We start from the raw sequence: 17,811 nt of genomic DNA, 5'->3' as shown, positions 1-17,811 counted from the left end.
CCCGGCGCGGCTACGGTCCGTACGGCGGTCCCGTACGGAGGGTGGGCCCGCGGGCCGTTCTCGGGGGTGTGCCGCGGGGTGCGCCGTCGTGGAGCGCCCAGGTGTCCCGGCGCGGATCGCCGCGGATCGCCGCGGATCACCGAGGGTGTCCCGGACCGGATCGCTGACGCTGTCAGGACCGGATCACCGGGGGGCGTGCGCTCCGGCCGTGTTCCCGCGCCGTGCCGCCGCACGCCGCCTTGTGCCGGTGGGGCCGCTCTCGGGGCGCGCCGCCGCGCGCCGCCGCCTGGAGTGGCCGGCGATCCCGGGGCGTGCCGCCGCACGCCCGTCGGGCGGTTCCGGGCCCGCGCAGGTCAGACCGCGTGGTACCGGCCGGTGCGGGCCTCCCAGCTGAGGTAGCCGGCCAGCCAGGTGAGCAGCCCGTCCGCGTACCGTCGGGCGATCGTGCGTTCGATCCGGGAGAGGCCCAACTCGCGGTAGACGTCCGGCAGCCGGTCGCTCAGCTCGGCGCAGCGGTCGACCATCAGCTGGGCCTCGGCGATGACCGCCGCGCAGGCCTCCTCGGCCGAGCAGCGCCGCTCCCGCTGGACGATCATGACCAGGTTGTTCACGTCCCCGCGCGGCGCCTCCAGCGGGTAGGACCGCACGTCGTTGCTGAGTGACGGTATGTCGGCTGCCAGCTGACGGAGTTGACGTAGCACCGGGTGGTGCAGGACGGCGGCGGGCACCTCGAACTGACCGAGGCGTTCGACCATGTCGAAGATGGTCTCCATCGCCGCGGTGCCCCGTCGCAGTTCCAGGTAGCCGTCCCGGTCCGGTGGCCGGCTGGAGATCCGGCCGGCCGCCTCGGCCGGGTGACTGGCCAGGTAGTACTCCCAGTTGTAGGCCGCGCGGGCCTGCCAGCGGGCCGGCATGCCCTGCACGCTGCGGTTCCACAGGTCGGCGAAGGCTGTCTCGACCGCGGAGCCCTGGTCGGGGCGGGCGCCGTGCAGGACGGCGATCAGCCGTTCGCAGATCGGGGCCACCTCGGCCGGGCGGCGGCCGAGCGGGCCGTCGAACTGGTCGTCGAAGAGGAAGTAGAACCCCATCAGGTCGGCGGCCAGGGCGAGTTCGTCCGGTCCCGCGTCCGGATAGCCGAGCGCGGCGAGGTCCACCACCTCCCAGTGCGCGTAGCCGGGATGGTCGGCGTCGGGCAGCAGCGGGTGGCGGGTCAGCCAGTCCCTGTGCAGCGCGGTGGCGCGCAGGCCGTGCGGACTGCGGCGGTGCGGGAACGGGATCTGAAGTGATGTGTCGTCAGACATCGGACTCCCGGTGCAGCGGAGGGTGGGGGCGCTTTTTGTTCGAGCACTGAGCGTGGGGGGAGTTGACGCGGCGGGGAGCGGATGGCGGGGGCGGGTCGGGCAAGATCATCTGCGCCTCGAAGGCCGTAGGGTATCTGATGTAATGATCGGACGTTAGGGATATAGGGCAATTGCCCTTGGTAAGCCGTCCGAACCCTCACCGTCAGCCCCAGCCTGCACGAACGCCCCACGAGGCGGCCCGTACGGCGCTAACCTCGGCTCCACGCAGTGATGGAGCTGTGACGCAAGCGGGCGAGGCGGAGGCACGACGGTGACCGAGCAGGAGAACGCAATTCGGGCGGGTGCTGGTTCCGCCCACGACGGTGAAGGCGCCGCGCCCCGGGTCCGGCTGCGCGACCGCGACGCCGAACTGCGTTCGGTGGAGGCCGCCGTCGACCGGCTCTGCCGCGATTTCGCCGCCGGCGGCACCGAGATCGGTGACCTGCTCACCTTCTCCGGCCGCCCCGGCATCGGGAAGACCAGCCTGCTGCACGAGGTCCGGCGCCTCGCCAAGCTCCGCGACGGCGCCACCGTGCTGTTCGCCCGGGGCGGCGAACGGCAGTTCAAGGAGCCGTACCACGTGCTGCGCCAGCTGCTCCAGCCCGTGCTCTCGGACCTGAAGCCCGACGTGTTCCGCCAGGTCATGGGCACCTGGGAGGAGGTCGTCGGACCGGCCATGGGCCTCAAGCAGCCCAAGGCCGGCGCCCGCCGCCTCGACCCGCAGGGCGTGCGCGACGGTCTCGACTACGTCCTCACCCAACTCGCGCCGCGCCGCGCGCCGATGGTGATGATCGTCGACGACCTGCACTGGGCGGACGGGGAGTCGCTCTCCTGGCTGACCAAGTTCGCCATCCGATCGAGTGAACTTCCCGTCCTGCTGGTCTTCGCCTTCCGGGAGGACGACAACGACTGGCCCGCCGAGACCCAGGAATTCCGCCGGGACGTCCTCCTGCTCAAGGGCCGCAAGCACGAACTCAACCGGCTCACCCTCAGCTCCGTCACCGACATGATCCGGGCCGAACTCGGCGACAGGGCCGAGGACGCCTTCTGCTACGAGTTCTGGAACGTCGTCAACGGCAACCCGTTCGAGGCCAACGCCCTGCTCGACCAGGTCCGCGACCAGGAGCTCGAACCGGTCGAGGAGAACTCCCGGCAGCTGCGCGAACTCGCCGTCGACGCCACCGGGATGACCCTCAAGAGCTGGCTGGACCGGCTCGGCGCCAGCACCCTACGCTTCGCCTGGGCCTGCGCGATGCTCGGCACCGACATCCGGGTCGACCTCGCCACCCGGATCTCCACCCAGAGCACCGAGGGCGCCCGCGAGTCCATCAAGCAGCTGCGCAAGCAACGCGTGCTGACCCAGACCCCCAACGGGAACCTGGAGTTCGTCCACCCGCTGATCGCCAGCTCCATCTACAACACCATGCCGGACGCCACCCGCCTCGGCATGCACGGCATCGCCGCCGCCGAGATCGAGAACGCCGGACTCGGCCTGCTCGCCGCCTCCCGTCACCTCGTCGAGACCCACTCCGGCGAGGGCGACGACCGGATCGTCAGGAAGCTGCGCCGCGCCGCCGTCGAGCACCAGCTGATCGGTGCCCCGGAGGCCGCCCAGCGCTGTCTGAACCGCGCGCTCAACGAGCCGCCCGCCGACGAGATCAAGGCCGAGGTGCTGTACGAACTCGGCTGCTCCGCACTGCTCACCGACCCCGTCGCCACCGTCAACCAGCTCAAGCTGGCCCTCGACCCCGACGAGGTGCCGCTGCGCCCCGAACTGCGCGTGGACGCCAACTTCCGGCTGTCCGAAGTGCTCGCCCACAGCGGCGAGCTGGGCCAGGCGGCCCTGGTCTGCCAGGACGCGGCCCGGCTGACCATCGATCCGGCCGGGCGCCAGCGGCTCCAGGCAGCCTCGTTCATGTGGCACGCCTTCCGCAGGTCGGAGGAGGACGGCCCGGGCCGCTCCGCCCGCCTCGAAGAGATGTGCCTGAGCCTGAGCGGCCGGGAGGCGGCCGACCGGGCCGTGCTCGCCATGCGCGCCTGGGACCTCACCCTGCGCGGCGCCCCGTCCGCGGACGCTCTCGCGCTCGCCGACGAGGTCCTCGAGGGCGGTCGGCTGCCCAAGGGCCTCGGCTGGACCGACACCACCTGGGGCTTCGAACTGCCCTCGATGCTCGGCCTGACGTACATCTACAACGACCGCATCGCCCAGGCCGAACGGCTGGCCGCGGACGCCATCATCCAGTTCGAGATCGCCGGTTGGAGCGGCGCCCACCGGGGCTTCGCGTACTTCCTGATGGGCCTGGCCCGGTTCCGCCGCGGCCTGCTCGCCGAGGCCGAGGACTTCCTTCGCCGGGCGTACCGGATCTCCGAGCGGATCGGGGAGAGGCTGCCGCTGGCCTGGGACGCGATCGGCGTGCTGGTCGACACCCTGATCGCCCGCGGCCGGGTCGACGAGGCCTGGACCACGGCCAACGACTTCGGCTTCCACCCGCCGTACCACCCGACGGCCATGGTGCTGCCGGACGCCGCCTCGCTGTACGGCAAGCTGCTGGTCGCCAAGGACCGGTACGCGGGCGCGGCCGCCGCGCTCACCGAGGCCGGCGCCCAGCTGGAGGTCCGCGGCTGGCACAACACCGTCTGGGCGCCCTGGGCCGGCCACCTCGCCATCGCGATCGCGGACGACGAACCCGAGCGCGCCCGCGACTACGCCCAGAAGGCGGTCAGGGACGCGCGCGCCTTCGGCACCGCCTCGGCGATCGGCACCGCGCTGCGCCTCCACGCCAGGATCGAGGACGGCCAGGCGGCGGTCGAGCTGCTGGAGGACGCGGTGGCGTACCTCGGGCAGTCGCCGGCCGGTTACGAGCACGCCGTCGCGCTGGTCGACCTCGGCGCCGCGCTGCGCCGGGTCGGACGGCTGGACGACGCCCAGGAGTACCTGTACCAGGGCATCGAGCTGGCCCAGCACTGCTCCGCGGAGGGGCTGGTCGACCGGGCCAGGCGGGAGCTCGCCAACTACGGCCTGCGGCCCAACCGGCTGGGGCTGCGCGACTTCAGGGAAACCATCGAGACGCTCAGCAACGCGGAGTGGGAGGTCGCCAAGCGGGCCGTGCAGGGCGTGCCGCCGCAGCGGATCGCCGACGAGCTGGGGGTGCCGATCGGCCTGGTCAACCGACGGCTGGCGGCGGTCTACCGCAAGGCGGGCAGCGGGCCGGACGGTCTGGCCTCGGCGCTCGGGCTGCCGCAGCAGCAGCGGGACGCGGGGCGGCTGGAGAACCTGGACGACTAGCGGGGCCTGGACACGGCCCGCGTCCGGGGCGCGGGTACTGCCCCCGGCGGGGTTCCGGTACGGCGCCGGGTGGTCGTACGGGCGCCCGATGGTGGTGGCGCGCGCCCGGCGCGACAGGCGGCGTGTGGGCGCGTGGAAGCGCCCCCGCTGCCGCCGCCGTCGCTAGGCTGACGGGCACGGGGCTGCCGCGGCGACCCCTCGACGGACCCGGAACCGGGGCGGCCGCGGTGCGACGTGGCCGCCAGTGAGGAGCAGGCCATGGCGAGCGAGGCCACCAGCGTGCGGCACGAACCCCTCGACCCCTCGGGCGCGGGCGCCGCGATCGAGCGCTGGACGCTCACGGCCGGCCCGTACGAGGCGAGCGTGCTCACCCTCGGCGCCACCCTGCACACCCTGAGCGCGCCGGACCGCTCCGGCCGCTCCGCCCAACTGCTGCTGTCCACCGACCGGCTGTCCGAGATCCTCGGCCCGGCCAGGCACTACGGCACAGTGGTGGGCCGGTACGCCAACCGGATCGACCGCTCGTCGGTCACCATCGACGGCGAGGAGCACCGGCTCGCCCCGACCGGCGGTGGGATGACCCTTCACGGCGGCCCGGACGGCTTCGCGCACCGGATGTGGGCGGCCGAGCCGGTCGAGGGCGGGGTCCGGCTGACGCTGCACAGCCCGGACGGGGACCAGGGCTTCCCCGGCGCGCTGGACGTCACCGTCGCGTACACCCTGGACGCGTCCGGCGAGCTGGTGATCGACTACCGCGCCGTCACCGGCAAACCGACCGTCGTCAACCTGACCAACCACGCGTACTTCAACCTCGCGGGTGAAGGCGCCGGCGACATCCTGGGGCACCTGCTCACCCTGGACGCCGACGCGTACACCCCGACCGACGAGCGACAGATCCCGTACGGCAGGACCGAGCCGGTGGCCGGCACGCCGTTCGACTTCACGGTGGCCACGCCGATCGGCAAGTCGGTGCACGACGAGCACCCGCAGCTGACCGGGCCCGGCGGCTACGACCACAACTGGGCGCTGCGGGCCCGCCCGGCGGACGGCGGCCCGGCGCGGGCGGCGCTGCTGGAGGACCCGGTCAGCGGCCGCACCCTGGAGGTGCTGACCACCGAACCGGGCATCCAGGTCTACACGGCGAACAAGTTCGGGGGCGCGGTCACCGGCGCGAGCGGCGTCCCGTACGGGCCGTTCGCCGGGATCGCGCTGGAGACCCAGCACTTCCCCGACTCCCCGCACCACCCGGCGTTCCCCAGCACGGAGCTGCGGCCGGGGGAGGAGTTCCGTTCGACGACGGTGCTCCGGCTGGGGACCAACTAGGGCTTCTCCGGTCAGGGCTTCGCCGGCCGTGCCTGCGCCAGGTCGCGGCGCATGCAGAGCCGGGGCCAGCGGTCGAGGCCGTGCTCGGCCTCCTTGCGCCGGATCTCGCGCAGGCCCGGGGTGAGTTCCTCCGCGGCCAGCGGGCGGAAGCCGCAGCGGGCGTAGTAGGGGGCGTTCCAGGGGACGTCCGCGAAGGTGGTGAGGGTGAGCGCGGGGGCGCCGGCGGTCGCTGCGAGGTGTTCGATCAGCGCCCGGCCGATGCCGCGGCGGGCGTGGTCGGGGTGCACGGAGACCTGTTCGATGTGCAGCGCGCCGTCCACCGGCTCGGCCAGCAGGTAGGCGGCGACGCTTCCGTCGGGGGCCTCGGCGACCAGGGCGACGCCCTGCTCCAGGTAGTGGGCCAGCTCCTCCGGCGCGGGGGGTTCGTCCTCGGCGATCTCGGGCATGCCGATCGCGGCGAAGGGGGCTCCGGCGGCCCGCTCCAGCTCGGCGAGCAGCGGAAGTTCGTCCCTGGTGACGGTTCTGATGCGCATGCGTCCAGTCTGCTGGAGAGCGCTTTCGGCCACGCACGGTGGTCTCGTCGGCCAATCCGGCGAGGGTGAATCGGGCGAAGCTGATCAAATCGGTCCACTGTCAACTACCGTGCGGCAACGCCCAGGACACGTGGGTGTAACGATCGGCTTTTCTTGCAGAAATTTGCTGCAAGAACTTTCCGTCACTCTTGCGCCGCTGTTAACTTCCTTCCGAGCCCGACGGCAGCAACGGTGCGGTCGGCAGGAGGCAGCCATTATGCGCCTGCCTCCGAACATCTCGGGCACCCCCACCCTCCCAAGGAGTTCTCATGCGGCGTGGCATCGCGGCCTCTGCCCTCGTTGTGGCCCTCGCGGTCTCGATGGCTGCCTGTGGCAGCAGCGGCTCCAGCTCCGACGGCAAGGCCGACGGGCCGGTCACCCTCACGTACTGGGACACGTCGAACGCCACCAACGAGGCGCCGGGCTACCAGGAGCTCGTCAAGAAGTTCGAGGCCGCCAACCCGAACGTCAAGGTCGACTTCGTCAACGTGCCGTTCGACCAGGCGCAGAACAAGCTCCAGACCGCGATGGGGGCCAAGGGCGCTCCGGATGTCTTCCGCTCCGAGGTCGGGTGGACCGCCGCCTTCGCCAAGGCCGGCTACCTGGAGCCGCTGGACGGCACCCCGGCCGCCGCCGACACCTCCGCCTTCCAGCCGAGTCTGATCCAGCAGGCCACGTACCAGGGCAAGCTGTACGGCGTGCCGCTGGTGACCGACACGCTCGGCCTGCTCTACAACAAGGAGCTCTTCACCAAGGCCGGCATCACCGAGGCGCCGAAGACCTGGGACGAGCTGAAGGCCGACGCCGCCGCCGTCAAGGAGAAGGCCGGCGTGGACGGCTTCTGGCTGAAGGCCGCGGACGGCTACTACGCGCTGCCGTTCCTGTTCGGTGAGGGCACCGACACCGTCGACGCCGCCGGCAAGAAGATCACCATCACCTCGCCGGAGGTCGTCAAGGCCGTCGAGACCTACAAGACGATGTTCACCTCGCCCGGCACCGCCAAGGCCGACGTCACCACCGACGCCTACGCGCACATGATGGACGCCTTCACCAGTGGCAAGGTCGCGGCGATCATCCAGGGTCCCTGGGAGATCACCAACATCTACAAGGGCTCCGCCTTCGCCGACAAGACGAACCTCGGCATCGCGGCCGTCCCCGGTGGCTCCGCGGGCAAGGCAGGCGCCCCCACCGGCGGCCACAACATCTCCGTCTACGCCGGTGCCGACAAGGGCCACAAGGCCGCGGCCGAGAAGTTCGCCGCCTTCATGACCTCGGCCGAGAGCCAGGCGTTCATCGCGCAGAAGAACGCCACCCTGCCGACCCGCTCCGACGCCTTCACCGCCGACGTCAAGGCCGACCCGGGCATCGCCGGCTTCCAGGCCGTGCTGAGCAGCGCCAAGCCGCGCCCCGAGCTGCCCGAGTACAGCTCGCTGCTCGCCTCGCTGAACACCAACCTGGGCAAGGCCGTCCAGGGCACGAGCACCCAGGACGCGCTGAACACCATCGCCACCGACTACGCCAAGCTCCTCCCGGGCTTCGCCAAGTAGTCCCCGTGCCAGGCCCGCCGACCGGCGGGTGACAGCGAACGAATGACAGCAGACGGATAACAGATGACAGGTGACAGATTTCATCATCTGTCAGTTGTCCGCCGTCGGCCTGTCACCCGCCACCTGCCACCCGCCGCCCCCGGCGGGCCGCGGCCGTCGGCTCCCTCCGAGAATTCCCCCCGAGAAGGTGCAAACGATGTCAGTCGCCGTGCAGGGCGCCACCGGCAAGGGCAGCCGGGAGCGCGAGCAGCGTCCGGGCCTGCTGGAACGCGTCAAGCGCTCCTACGCCAAGCACTGGTACGCCTACGCGATGATCGCCCCGGTCGTGCTGGTGCTCGGCGTGCTGGTGCTCTACCCGCTCGTCGAGGGCGTCTGGCTCACCCTCACCGATGCCAACAGCCTCAACGCCGCCCGCAAGATCGGAGTCAACGAGATCCCGGCGAGCTACCGGTTCGTCGGCTTCGACAACTACGCCGACATCCTGTGGGGCCCCGGCTCGTACGACCGCTTCTGGTCGCACTTCGTCTGGACCATCGCCTGGACGGCCATCTGCGTTTCCCTGCACTACACCCTCGGCCTCGGCCTCGCCCTGCTGCTCAACCAGAAGCTGCGCGGCCGCGCCGCCTACCGGATGCTGCTCATCCTGCCGTGGGCCGTGCCGGCCTTCGTCACCGTCTTCTCCTGGCGCCTGATGCTCGCCGACGGCGGCGTCGTCAACAGTGCCCTGGCCCTCCTGCACCTGCCCGAGCCCGGCTGGCTCACCGACCCGTGGGCGCAGAAGGCGGCCGCGATCATGGTGAACACCTGGGCCGGCGTGCCGTTCATGATGATCTCGCTGCTCGGTGGCCTCCAGGCGATCCCGGCCGAGCTGTACGAGGCCGCCGAGATGGACGGCGCCACCGCCTGGCAGCGCTTCCGGTACGTCACCCTGCCCGGGCTGCGCGCCGTCTCCTCCACGGTCGTGCTGCTCGGCGTGATCTGGACGTTCAACCAGTTCAACGTGATCTTCCTGCTGTTCGGCAGCGGCGCCCCCGACGCCCAGCTGCTGGTCACCTGGGCGTACCGGCTCGGTTTCGGCCAGATCCCCCGGGACTACGCGCAGTCCGCCGCCTACGGCGTGATCCTGCTGTCCATCCTGATCGTCTTCACCGCCTTCTACCGGCGCTGGCTCGCCCGCAACGAGCAGGCCAACGGCTGAGGCCCCGGACCCAGTTGACCCACGAAGGCAGGTAACCCCGATGAGCACCACCACCGAACTCCCGGCCGGCCCGGCGACCGCGGCCCCGGCCGCCCGGCCCGCCAAGGTCCGTCTCCGCGGCGAGCGGAGCCCGCTGGCCCGGGCGCTGTCCCACGGCACCCTGGCCGTGGCCGGACTGATCGCGCTGTTCCCGGTCGCCTGGATCCTGTTCGTCTCGCTCGGCCCGGACAAGACCGACTACCTCCACCCCGGTGAGATCCTCGGCAAGCTCACGTTCGCGAACTACCGGCACGTGCTGTCCGACACCGACTTCTTCACCTGGTTCGGCAACGCCGTGCTGGTCTCCGGCATCACCACCGTGTTCGGCGTGCTGGTGGCCGCCACCACGGGGTACGCCGTCTCCCGGATGAAGTTCCCCGGTCACAGGCCGCTGATGTGGTCGCTGCTGGTGACCCAGATGTTCCCGATCGCGGTGCTGATCGTGCCGATGTACACGATGCTCTCCGAACTCGACCTGCTGGACAGCTACCTCGGCCTGATCCTGGTCTACTCGACCACCACCGTGCCGTACTGCGCCTGGCTGCTGAAGGGCTACTTCGACACCATCCCGGTGGAGATCGACGAGGCCGGCCGGGTCGACGGGCTCTCCCCGTTCGGCACCTTCTGGCGGCTGGTGCTGCCGCTCGCCCGCCCGGGCCTGGCGGTGGCGGCCTTCTACTCCTTCCTCACCTACTGGGCCGAGGTGCCGTTCGCCTCCACCTTCATGCTCAGCTCCGACAAGTACACGCTGGCCGTCGGCCTCCAGACCTTCGTCAGCGAGCACGACGCCCAGTGGAACCTGATGGCCGCGACCGCCGTGCTGATCGCGATCCCGTCCGCGGGCTTCTTCTACCTGGTGCAGCGCAACCTGGTCACCGGCCTGACCGCCGGTGCCTCCAAGTCGTGACGCCCGGCGCCGCACACCCGGCGCCCACGGCCCCCCGCTCCTCCGATCCCCGAGGGATACCGTCCATGACCCAGAACCTGGCCGACACCTCCCGGCCTGCCGCCGACACCGCTCACGAGGCGAACGTCAGTGCGTCCAGAGGCTGGTGGCGGGACGCGGTCATCTACCAGGTGTACCCGCGCAGCTTCGCCGACTCCAACGGCGACGGCATGGGGGACCTGCCCGGCATCCGCAGCCGTCTGCCCTACCTGCGCGACCTCGGCGTGGACGCGGTCTGGCTCTCGCCGTTCTACGCCTCGCCGCAGGCGGACGCCGGCTACGACGTCGCCGACTACCGCGCGGTGGACCCGATGTTCGGCACCCTGCTGGACGCCGACGCCCTCATCAGGGACGCCCACGAACTGGGCCTGCGGATCATCGTCGACCTCGTCCCCAACCACTCCTCGGACCAGCACGAGTGGTTCCAGCGCGCCCTGCGCGAGGGCCCCGGCTCGGCGCTGCGCGACCGCTACCACTTCCGCCCCGGCAAGGGCGAGCAGGGCGAACTGCCGCCCAACGACTGGGAGTCCATCTTCGGCGGCCCGGCCTGGACGCGCACCGCGAACCCGGACGGCACCCCCGGTGACTGGTACCTGCACCTGTTCGCCCCGGAGCAGCCCGACTTCAACTGGGAGAACGCGGCCGTCGCCGACGAGTTCCGCTCGATCCTGCGGTTCTGGCTCGACATGGGCGTGGACGGCTTCCGCATCGACGTCGCCCACGGCCTGGTCAAGGCCCCCGGCCTGCCCGACCTCGGCGGCGCCGACCAGCTGAGGCTGCTCGGCAACGAGGTCATGCCGTTCTTCGACCAGGACGGCGTGCACGAGATCTACCGCAGCTGGCGGAAGATCCTCGACGAGTACCCGGGCCGGCGGATCGGCGTGGCCGAGGCCTGGACCCCGACCGTCCAGCGCACCGCCAACTACGTCCGCCCCGACGAGCTGCACCAGGCCTTCAACTTCCAGTACCTGGGCACCGGTTGGGAGGCCGACGCGCTGCGTGAGGTGATCGACCTCTCGCTCGACTCGATGCGCCCGGTCGACGCCCCCACCACCTGGGTGCTGTCCAACCACGACGTCACCCGGCACGCCACCCGGTTCGCCAACCAGTCCGGCCTCGGCACCCAGATCCGCACCCCCGGTGACCGCGAACTCGGCCTGCGCCGCGCCCGCGCCGCCACCCTGCTGATGCTCGCGCTGCCCGGTTCGGCGTACGTCTACCAGGGCGAGGAGCTCGGCCTGCCGGACGTCACCGACCTGCCCGACGAGGTCCGCCAGGACCCGTCCTTCTTCCGTCAGGCGGGCCAGGACGGCTACCGCGACGGCTGCCGCGTCCCGATCCCGTGGTCCGGCACCGAGGCCCCGTACGGCTTCGGACCGGTGGCCGGCGGGCCGTCCTGGCTGCCGCAGCCGGCCGAGTGGGCCGCTCTGAGCGTCGAGGCGCAGACCGGCGACCCGACCTCCACCCTGGAGCTCTACCGCAGTGCGCTGGCCGTCCGCCGGGCGCAGCCGGACCTCGGCGCCGGCACCGGTGTCGAGTGGCTGGAGAGCCCCGAGGGCACCCTGATGTTCCGCCGCGGCTCCTTCGTCTGCACCACGAACACCACCGGCCGACCGGTACGGATCGCGGCTCCGGGCGCCCTGCTGCTGGCCTCGGCCGACCTCGTGGTGGACGCCGGCGAGACCGTGCTCGCTCCGGACAGCACCGGCTGGTGGGCGGTCTGACGTGGTTGGAATAGGCTTCGGGACCGTGACTACGGCGCGACTCTCAGACATCGCGGCACAGGCGGGGGTCAGCGAAGCCACCGTCTCCCGCGTGCTCAACGGCAAGGCGAACGTTTCCGCCACCACCAGGCAGAACGTGCTGGCCGCACTCGACGTGCTCGGGTACGAGCGGCCGACCAGGCTGCGGCAGCGCAGCGCCGGACTGATCGGTCTGATCACCCCGGAGCTGAGCAACCCGATCTTCCCCGCGCTGGCCCAGGTGATCGAGCAGGTGCTCAGCCGGCACGGCTTCACCCCGGTGCTCTGCACCCAGACTCCGGGCGGCTCCACCGAGGACGAACTGGTGGAGATGCTGGTGGACCGGGGAGTGGCGGGCATCGTCTTCGTCTCCGGGCTGCACGCCGACACCACCGCCGCCCACGACCGCTACTCCAGGCTGGCCGGGCGCGGGGTGCCGTTCGTGCTGATCAACGGCTTCAGCGAGAAGATCGACGCGCCGTTCATCTCGCCGGACGACCGGGCGGCTATGTGGATGGCCGTCCAGTACCTGGCCGAACTCGGGCACGAGCGGATCGGGTTGGCCGTCGGGCAGCGCCGGTACGTGCCGGTGCTGCGCAAGATCGAGGGCTTCACGGCGGCGATGCGCGAGGTGCTCGGGCGCAGCCAGGCGGAAGCGGAGGACCTCGTCCACCACACGCTGTTCAGCGTGGAGGGCGGGCACGCGGCGGCCGGCGCGCTGCTCGACAAGGGCTGCACGGCGATCGTCTGCGGGAGCGACATGATGGCGCTCGGGGCGATCCGGGCGGTGCGGCAGCGCGGACTGTCGGTGCCGCAGGACGTGTCGGTGGTCGGCTTCGACGACTCGCCGCTGATCGCCTTCACCGAGCCGCCGTTGACCACGATCCGGCAGCCGGTCGAGGCGATGGCCACGGCGGCGGTGGACGCATTGCTGGAGGAGGTCGGCGGGAACGCGGCCCAGCGCGGCGAGTTCATGTTCCAGCCGGAGCTGGTGATGCGCGGGTCCACCGGGGCCTGCGCGCGCTGAGCTCCGGCCGTCACGGCCGACGAAGGGGTCCCGGAGGGCGGGTTGCTCTCCGGGACCCCTTCGGTGTGCGCGGGACCGGCCCGTGCGGGCCGCCGGCGGTCAGCCCTCCTGGGCGTCCTGGCGGCCGACGGTGAGGCGGTTTCCGTCGGCCGCTTCGCCGGTGCGGGTCTCGGTGCGGCGGCCGCGGGCCAGGTAGTCGCGCAGGACCAGTTCGACGGCGTCCTGCGGGTTCTTGGTGCCGGAGAGCATCATCGCGTCGATCGCGAGGTTCGCGTCGAGGGTGACGGTGACCTGGGCCATGTGACTCCTCCTCGGGTGCAGAGCAGCAGCATGCCCGTTGGGGCGGCGATCCACCACGGGAATCGGCGGAACCGGGGGAGGGGACGCCGGAGCCCCCGGGGAGGAGCGACCAGACTCTCCCCGGGGGCGGCGGGTGGTCAGCGTTCGGACGACGGCTGACGGCCGACGGAGGACAGATGACAGATGTTGAAATCTGTCATCTGACATCTGTTACCTGTTATCTGTCATCCGTCAGAGGTTCCCTGCCGGCTGTCACCGTCGTCCGTCGGCCGTGTGCCGTCCTCAGACCCGGCCGGCGAAGTCCGGGGCCCAGTTGGCGATGTTCTGCTCGCGGACGCCCGAGCTCGGGTTGGCGGCCTCGACGTACTTGCCGTTGCCGACGTAGATCGCGACGTGGTAGACGCCGGAGTCCTTGCCGTTGTTGGACCAGAACAGCAGGTCGCCCGGCTGGAGGCTGTCCAGCGAGACGTGGGTGCTGGCGGCGGCCTGGTCGGCGGCGACGCGCGGGACGGAGACGCCCGCGGCCCGCAGCGCGGCCTGGGTCAGGCCGGAGCAGTCCCAGCCGCCGTTGCCGGTGCCGCCGTAGACGTACGCCTGACCGACCTTCGACTCGGCGAAGGAGACCGCGGCGGCCATGCTGCCGGTGGCGGCCGGAGCCTGGGTCTGGGGCTGGGTCTGCGGGGCGGGCTTGGCGGCCGGCTTGGCGGCCGGGGCCTGGGGCTGCGCGGTCGGCTGGGCGTTCACGGCACCGCCGTTCGCGGACTGGCCGGACTTCTGCGAGCGGTCGAACCAGGTGGAGTCCGAGCCGGACTTGGTGGCGGAGGACTGGCCGGCCTGGGCCCGCCCGTTGCCGCCGAAGGACAGCTGCTGGCCCGGGTAGATGGCGTCCGGACCCTCGGTCAGGGTGCCGCGGTTGAGCTCGTACAGCCGCTGCCAGCCGCCCTGCACGCTGTGCTCGTCGGCGATCGAGGACAGCCAGTCGCCCTCGACCACGGTGTAGTCGCCGCTCTGGGCCTGCTGCTGGCGCTTCTGGGCCCACGCGCTCCGGTTGCCGGAGTCGGCGGAGCCGGTGGCGGCCTGCGCGCCGTCCTGGGCGGGTGCGGCGGGCTTCGCGGCGGGGGCCTGGGGCTGCACGGGCTTGGCGGCCGGCTTCGCGGCCGGGGCGGCGGGCTTCGGGGTCTGCGCGGGCTTGGCGGCGGTCGAACCGGTGCCGGCACCGGTGGTGGAGCCCGCCGAGGTGTCGACGGCGGCCGGGGTGCCGCCCTTGGTCAGGCCGGCCTTGACGGAGCAGACGGGCCAGGCGCCCGGGCCCTGCGAGGCGAGGACCTTCTCGGCGACGGCGATCTGCTGCGCCTTGGTGGCCTGGTTGGCCTGCTGGGCGTAGGCGGTGCCACCGAAGGCGGCCCAGGTGCTGGAGGTGAACTGGAGACCGCCGTAGAAACCGTTGCCGGTGTTGATGGCCCAGTTGCCGCCGCTCTCGCACTGGGCGACGGCGTCCCAGGTGGAGACGGACGCGGCGGAGGCGGTGCCGGTGGTGAGGCAGGGAACGGTGAGGCCGACACCCGCGACGCCGAGGGCGGCGATCACGCGACGGGTGCGGCTGGACAGACGGTTGCCGTTGGTGGGCAGCATGAAGACGCGTTCCTCTCCCACGCCTGCGAGGTGAGCTGTCGGATTCGGGCTGGAGTTGCCCGGCCGCGCCATGGGCGCGGCTTCACCCCTAGCCCTGGACCGTTCCTGGGATCGGTCCGGGGCGACTTACCTGTGGGTCCCCCGCTCCTGCCGTGGTGCGTTTTCGCGCTGCCAGGACATCCGACGGCAGGACTCGGCGTCGCGGATGAACCGGGTTCGTGTGGTCACGAACGGGAGCACGTTAATCAGACTGAAGTTCAAACCGCAAACTCCTGTGACGCGCATCACGGTTTAGTGGAAATCGCCAAAATTGCCGTCCGTCATGATCGTAAATGATCGTTTTCGGGCAATGCTGTTGCTGAAGGCGACAACTGGCTCCGCTTCAGAAGGGGTGTGACGGGGCGTCGAGGCGAGGAATCACGCCCCCTGGGAAGCGGCGGAGCGGCCGCGATTCGAGCGCCCCCGCGCGCGCTGCCTATTTCCTTTCAAATGGCGCCAGATCGGACATTCCACTTCATTGACACCCCGTTGCCGACTTCCTCCCGACTGCCTCCCGGACAGGATGGGGAAACAGCACGAGGGGCCCGGAACGCACGAGCGTTCTGGGCCCCTCGGTGCGCGCGGAGCGGCGCGCGGCGTCGACTACCGTCCGGCGCGTCCCTCGACGGCCGCGTGGGCGCCACGAGCGCCCTCCACGACCCCCTCGGCCTCGGCGGCGGCCGCCGCCTCCGCCTCGGCCCGCGCCAGGTCCTCCGGGGACGGCGTGGGCAGCGCGGCCAGGTAGGTGGAGGCGATCAGCTGGCCCACCGACGGGTACGCGCCCAGCGGCGCGGCCGACGGGCAGCCGGACTCCTCGGCGGCCGTGGCGAGCAGCTCGGAGTCCGCCTCGGGGCCGATCACCAGCGGGGCCAGCGCGGGGCGCTGTGAGCCGGTGTCACGGAGGTGGTTGACGGCCGCGGCCACCGAACCGGGAACGTCGAGCGCGGCGGCGACGACCGGAACGGCCAGTCGGGCGGCCAGCAGCACACCGGTGATGCCGGCCGCGGCGGCCGCGTCCTCGCCGCCGACGGTGGTCAGGACCACGCCGTCCGCGGCGGTCGCGATGGCGAACAGCCGGGCGCGGTCGGCCCGGGCCAGTCCGGCCTCGGACAGCCGGACGTGCACACCCTCGGCCAGCAGCGGGTGCGGGCCCAGCGGGTCGGTGACGGGTGCGCCGTACTCGGCGGCGAGCGCGTGAAGCCCGGTCAGGAAGGTGTGCGGGCCGGGTACCAGCGGCACCAGGACGGGCATCGGCTGTCCGGCCTCGGCGGCCAGGCTCAGCAGCTCCGCCACGGTGCGGTCCTCGCCGCCCACGCCCTCGGTGCCATTGCCGTTGCCGGGCAGGTAGCCGACCGCGGTCCGGACGCCGTTCTGCTCGGTGCGGACGATCGAGAGGAGCTCCTCGACGACCGAGCGGGACTCGGGCCCGGCGGTCGCGGGTACGGCGAGCACCAGGGCCGGGGCGCCGGCCGGAATCTCGGGGCGCTCAGGACGACGATGGCGCCCCCGCGCACGGGAGCCTGGAGTACGGACGGGCAGTGGCGCGCCCGGGATGGCTGCGGTGCTCATGCCGGAGATCGTAGGACATCGGCCCGTCCGGCTTGCAGTCGGCTGCCGTACGGGTTTCGCGCGGCCGCGGTGCGGAGCCGGTGAGTCTCCGGCGCCGGTCCTGACGCTTTGCCTACAATCCGGACATTCCTCGCCCGATCCCCGAGTGGGCGTCAGCATTGCTCGCCATTGCTCGACGCGATCCGAGGGGGCGGGCGTTGCGCCCGTGGCGCGTGAGATGTCTCACAGTGCGCGGGTGGCTTGACAGAGGGTCACGAAGATGCGACTCCCGGCATTCGAAGATCAACATTCAGCGGGGAGGTGCTCACGGCCGGTTATCGCGCGCCCGGTGATTCCATCGGCTATGTCCGTTTACGTACCGTCAGGAGAAAGGCCCGTGAAGAGTTCGGGGCCGCGGATGAAAGGCCTCGTGCACCTGCACCGTCCCGTGCTGATGCACGTGCACTGCGGCTATCATCGCGTCAAGTGAGGCGTTGTGCCGGACCGGTACGGGGCCGGTCCGTTCGTTCGGCGGTGCCGGGGCGCCGCGCTGGACGACAACTCCGGAGCTCTTCGGGAGACTTCTATGCACGACTCGCAGGACACGCACGGCTCGTACGACACCTACAACGGGATGGCCGCCGCCGATCTCCGGGGGGTGGTCTGGCAGAAGAGCCTGCACAGCAATTCCCAGGGCAACTGCGTCGAGTTCGCGGCCCTGCCGGGCGGCGATGTGGCGATGCGCAACTCGCGGTTCCCGGACGGTCCGGCGCTCATCTACACCCGGGCCGAGATCGCCGCCCTGCTGCTGGGGGCGAAGGACGGGGAGTTCGACCACCTGGCGGTCTGACCGACCGTCGTGCTCCGTCATCGGAGGGCCGTCGTGGGTGCCGACACCACGACGGCCTTTGTCTTTTCCGGCACCCTTCCTGGCGTCCTTCCCGGATTCGTCCGGCGGGCGTGACCGCTCGCGGACCGGGGGAGCCGGAACGCCTCGGCGGGACCTGGGGAAAGGGGCCGGAGTGTGGTCCTCCCGGGGCTTCCCCCGGCCGGCCACGCGCAGGTCCGGCGCGAGTCCGTGCCTGGGCGCAGGGCCCGCTTCGGGCGTGGCACCCGTCCCGGGTGCGGGGCCCGCTCGGGGCGCGGTGCCGGCCCCGGTCGCGATCCCCGGTTCCAGCCGCAGCTCCGGTTCCAGCCGCAGTGCCCGTCCCGGGTGCAGTACCGGTCGCACTGCCGGTCCCAGTCGCGGTGCCGGTTCGGGCGCGACACCCG

General features: G+C 71.7%; 13 protein-coding genes and 1 riboswitch. Of the genes, 8 read left to right on the top strand and 5 right to left on the bottom strand.

The genetic code is table 11. The annotated features are described in order from the left end of the window. Positions 1-353: 353 nt before the first annotated feature. Positions 354-1,301, bottom strand: coding sequence for a terpene synthase family protein (locus ACZ7C5_RS03575; protein WP_401087808.1), 948 nt, complete (start codon positions 1,299-1,301; stop codon positions 354-356). A 310-nt stretch (positions 1,302-1,611) separates the two neighbouring features. Between ACZ7C5_RS03575 and ACZ7C5_RS03570 the strand changes: the two genes are divergently transcribed. Together ACZ7C5_RS03570 and ACZ7C5_RS03565 are read left to right on the top strand one after the other, a co-directional pair. Continuing rightward, positions 1,612-4,626 (top strand): ATP-binding protein, encoded by a 3,015-nt coding sequence (locus ACZ7C5_RS03570; protein ID WP_470321889.1) that lies wholly within the window; start codon positions 1,612-1,614, stop codon positions 4,624-4,626. Between the two features lie 258 nt (positions 4,627-4,884). After that, on the top strand, positions 4,885-5,949 hold the full coding sequence (locus ACZ7C5_RS03565) for an aldose epimerase family protein (RefSeq protein ID WP_401087804.1): 1,065 nt from the start codon (positions 4,885-4,887) through the stop codon (positions 5,947-5,949). An 11-nt stretch (positions 5,950-5,960) separates the two neighbouring features. Here ACZ7C5_RS03565 and ACZ7C5_RS03560 read toward each other — a convergent pair whose 3' ends face one another. Further along, positions 5,961-6,482 (bottom strand): GNAT family N-acetyltransferase, encoded by a 522-nt coding sequence (locus ACZ7C5_RS03560; RefSeq protein WP_401087802.1) that lies wholly within the window; start codon positions 6,480-6,482, stop codon positions 5,961-5,963. A gap of 308 nt (positions 6,483-6,790) precedes the next feature. Between ACZ7C5_RS03560 and ACZ7C5_RS03555 the strand changes: the two genes are divergently transcribed. The 5 genes from ACZ7C5_RS03555 to ACZ7C5_RS03535 all read left to right on the top strand — a co-directional run bounded on the left by ACZ7C5_RS03555 (position 6,791) and on the right by ACZ7C5_RS03535 (position 13,020). After that, positions 6,791-8,068: an extracellular solute-binding protein gene (locus ACZ7C5_RS03555; protein WP_470321888.1), complete on the top strand. Its 1,278-nt coding sequence runs from the start codon at positions 6,791-6,793 to the stop codon at positions 8,066-8,068. Between the two features lie 196 nt (positions 8,069-8,264). After that, positions 8,265-9,266 (top strand): carbohydrate ABC transporter permease, encoded by a 1,002-nt coding sequence (locus ACZ7C5_RS03550; protein WP_401087798.1) that lies wholly within the window; start codon positions 8,265-8,267, stop codon positions 9,264-9,266. 40 nt (positions 9,267-9,306) lie between these two features. Continuing rightward, positions 9,307-10,212: a sugar ABC transporter permease gene (locus ACZ7C5_RS03545; RefSeq protein WP_401087796.1), complete on the top strand. Its 906-nt coding sequence runs from the start codon at positions 9,307-9,309 to the stop codon at positions 10,210-10,212. Positions 10,213-10,277: 65 nt separating this feature from the next. After that, positions 10,278-11,975 (top strand): glycoside hydrolase family 13 protein, encoded by a 1,698-nt coding sequence (locus ACZ7C5_RS03540; protein WP_470321887.1) that lies wholly within the window; start codon positions 10,278-10,280, stop codon positions 11,973-11,975. 25 nt (positions 11,976-12,000) lie between these two features. Continuing rightward, on the top strand, positions 12,001-13,020 hold the full coding sequence (locus ACZ7C5_RS03535; protein WP_188297252.1) for a LacI family DNA-binding transcriptional regulator: 1,020 nt from the start codon (positions 12,001-12,003) through the stop codon (positions 13,018-13,020). A gap of 99 nt (positions 13,021-13,119) precedes the next feature. On the opposite strand, the gene ACZ7C5_RS03530 is transcribed toward ACZ7C5_RS03535, so the two are convergent. The 3 genes from ACZ7C5_RS03530 to ACZ7C5_RS03520 form a co-directional block, all read right to left on the bottom strand. Beyond that, entirely contained in the window at positions 13,120-13,320 is a 201-nt protein-coding gene (locus tag ACZ7C5_RS03530; protein WP_401087793.1) for a hypothetical protein, read from the bottom strand. Between the two features lie 282 nt (positions 13,321-13,602). Then, positions 13,603-14,973 (bottom strand): transglycosylase family protein, encoded by a 1,371-nt coding sequence (locus ACZ7C5_RS03525; protein WP_470321886.1) that lies wholly within the window; start codon positions 14,971-14,973, stop codon positions 13,603-13,605. Further along, positions 14,960-15,130, bottom strand: a riboswitch (cyclic di-AMP (ydaO/yuaA leader). It overlaps the preceding gene by 14 nt. Positions 15,131-15,594: 464 nt before the next feature. After that, a complete protein-coding gene (locus ACZ7C5_RS03520; RefSeq protein ID WP_401087791.1) occupies positions 15,595-16,560 on the bottom strand; it encodes a sirohydrochlorin chelatase family protein in 966 nt (321 codons plus the stop codon). Between the two features lie 565 nt (positions 16,561-17,125). Here ACZ7C5_RS03520 and ACZ7C5_RS03515 point away from each other — a divergent pair. Continuing rightward, positions 17,126-17,389: a DUF397 domain-containing protein gene (locus ACZ7C5_RS03515; protein ID WP_380699987.1), complete on the top strand. Its 264-nt coding sequence runs from the start codon at positions 17,126-17,128 to the stop codon at positions 17,387-17,389. Positions 17,390-17,811 lie beyond the last annotated feature (422 nt).

The organism is Kitasatospora sp. NPDC036993 (genome assembly GCF_055607525.1).
The sequence above is the reverse complement of the archived record's forward strand: the minus strand, read 5'-3'. Positions and strand labels throughout refer to the sequence as shown.

Coding starts and splice junctions, on each gene's coding strand:
- ACZ7C5_RS03550 (WP_401087798.1), top strand. CDS start 8,265: ATGTCAGTCGCCGTGCAGGGCGCCACCGGCAAGGGCAGCCGGGAGCGC.
- ACZ7C5_RS03565 (WP_401087804.1), top strand. CDS start 4,885: ATGGCGAGCGAGGCCACCAGCGTGCGGCACGAACCCCTCGACCCCTCG.
- ACZ7C5_RS03545 (WP_401087796.1), top strand. CDS start 9,307: ATGAGCACCACCACCGAACTCCCGGCCGGCCCGGCGACCGCGGCCCCG.
- ACZ7C5_RS03515 (WP_380699987.1), top strand. CDS start 17,126: ATGCACGACTCGCAGGACACGCACGGCTCGTACGACACCTACAACGGG.
- ACZ7C5_RS03575 (WP_401087808.1), bottom strand. CDS start 1,301: ATGTCTGACGACACATCACTTCAGATCCCGTTCCCGCACCGCCGCAGT.
- ACZ7C5_RS03530 (WP_401087793.1), bottom strand. CDS start 13,320: ATGGCCCAGGTCACCGTCACCCTCGACGCGAACCTCGCGATCGACGCG.
- ACZ7C5_RS03540 (WP_470321887.1), top strand. CDS start 10,278: ATGACCCAGAACCTGGCCGACACCTCCCGGCCTGCCGCCGACACCGCT.
- ACZ7C5_RS03555 (WP_470321888.1), top strand. CDS start 6,791: ATGCGGCGTGGCATCGCGGCCTCTGCCCTCGTTGTGGCCCTCGCGGTC.
- ACZ7C5_RS03560 (WP_401087802.1), bottom strand. CDS start 6,482: ATGCGCATCAGAACCGTCACCAGGGACGAACTTCCGCTGCTCGCCGAG.
- ACZ7C5_RS03520 (WP_401087791.1), bottom strand. CDS start 16,560: ATGAGCACCGCAGCCATCCCGGGCGCGCCACTGCCCGTCCGTACTCCA.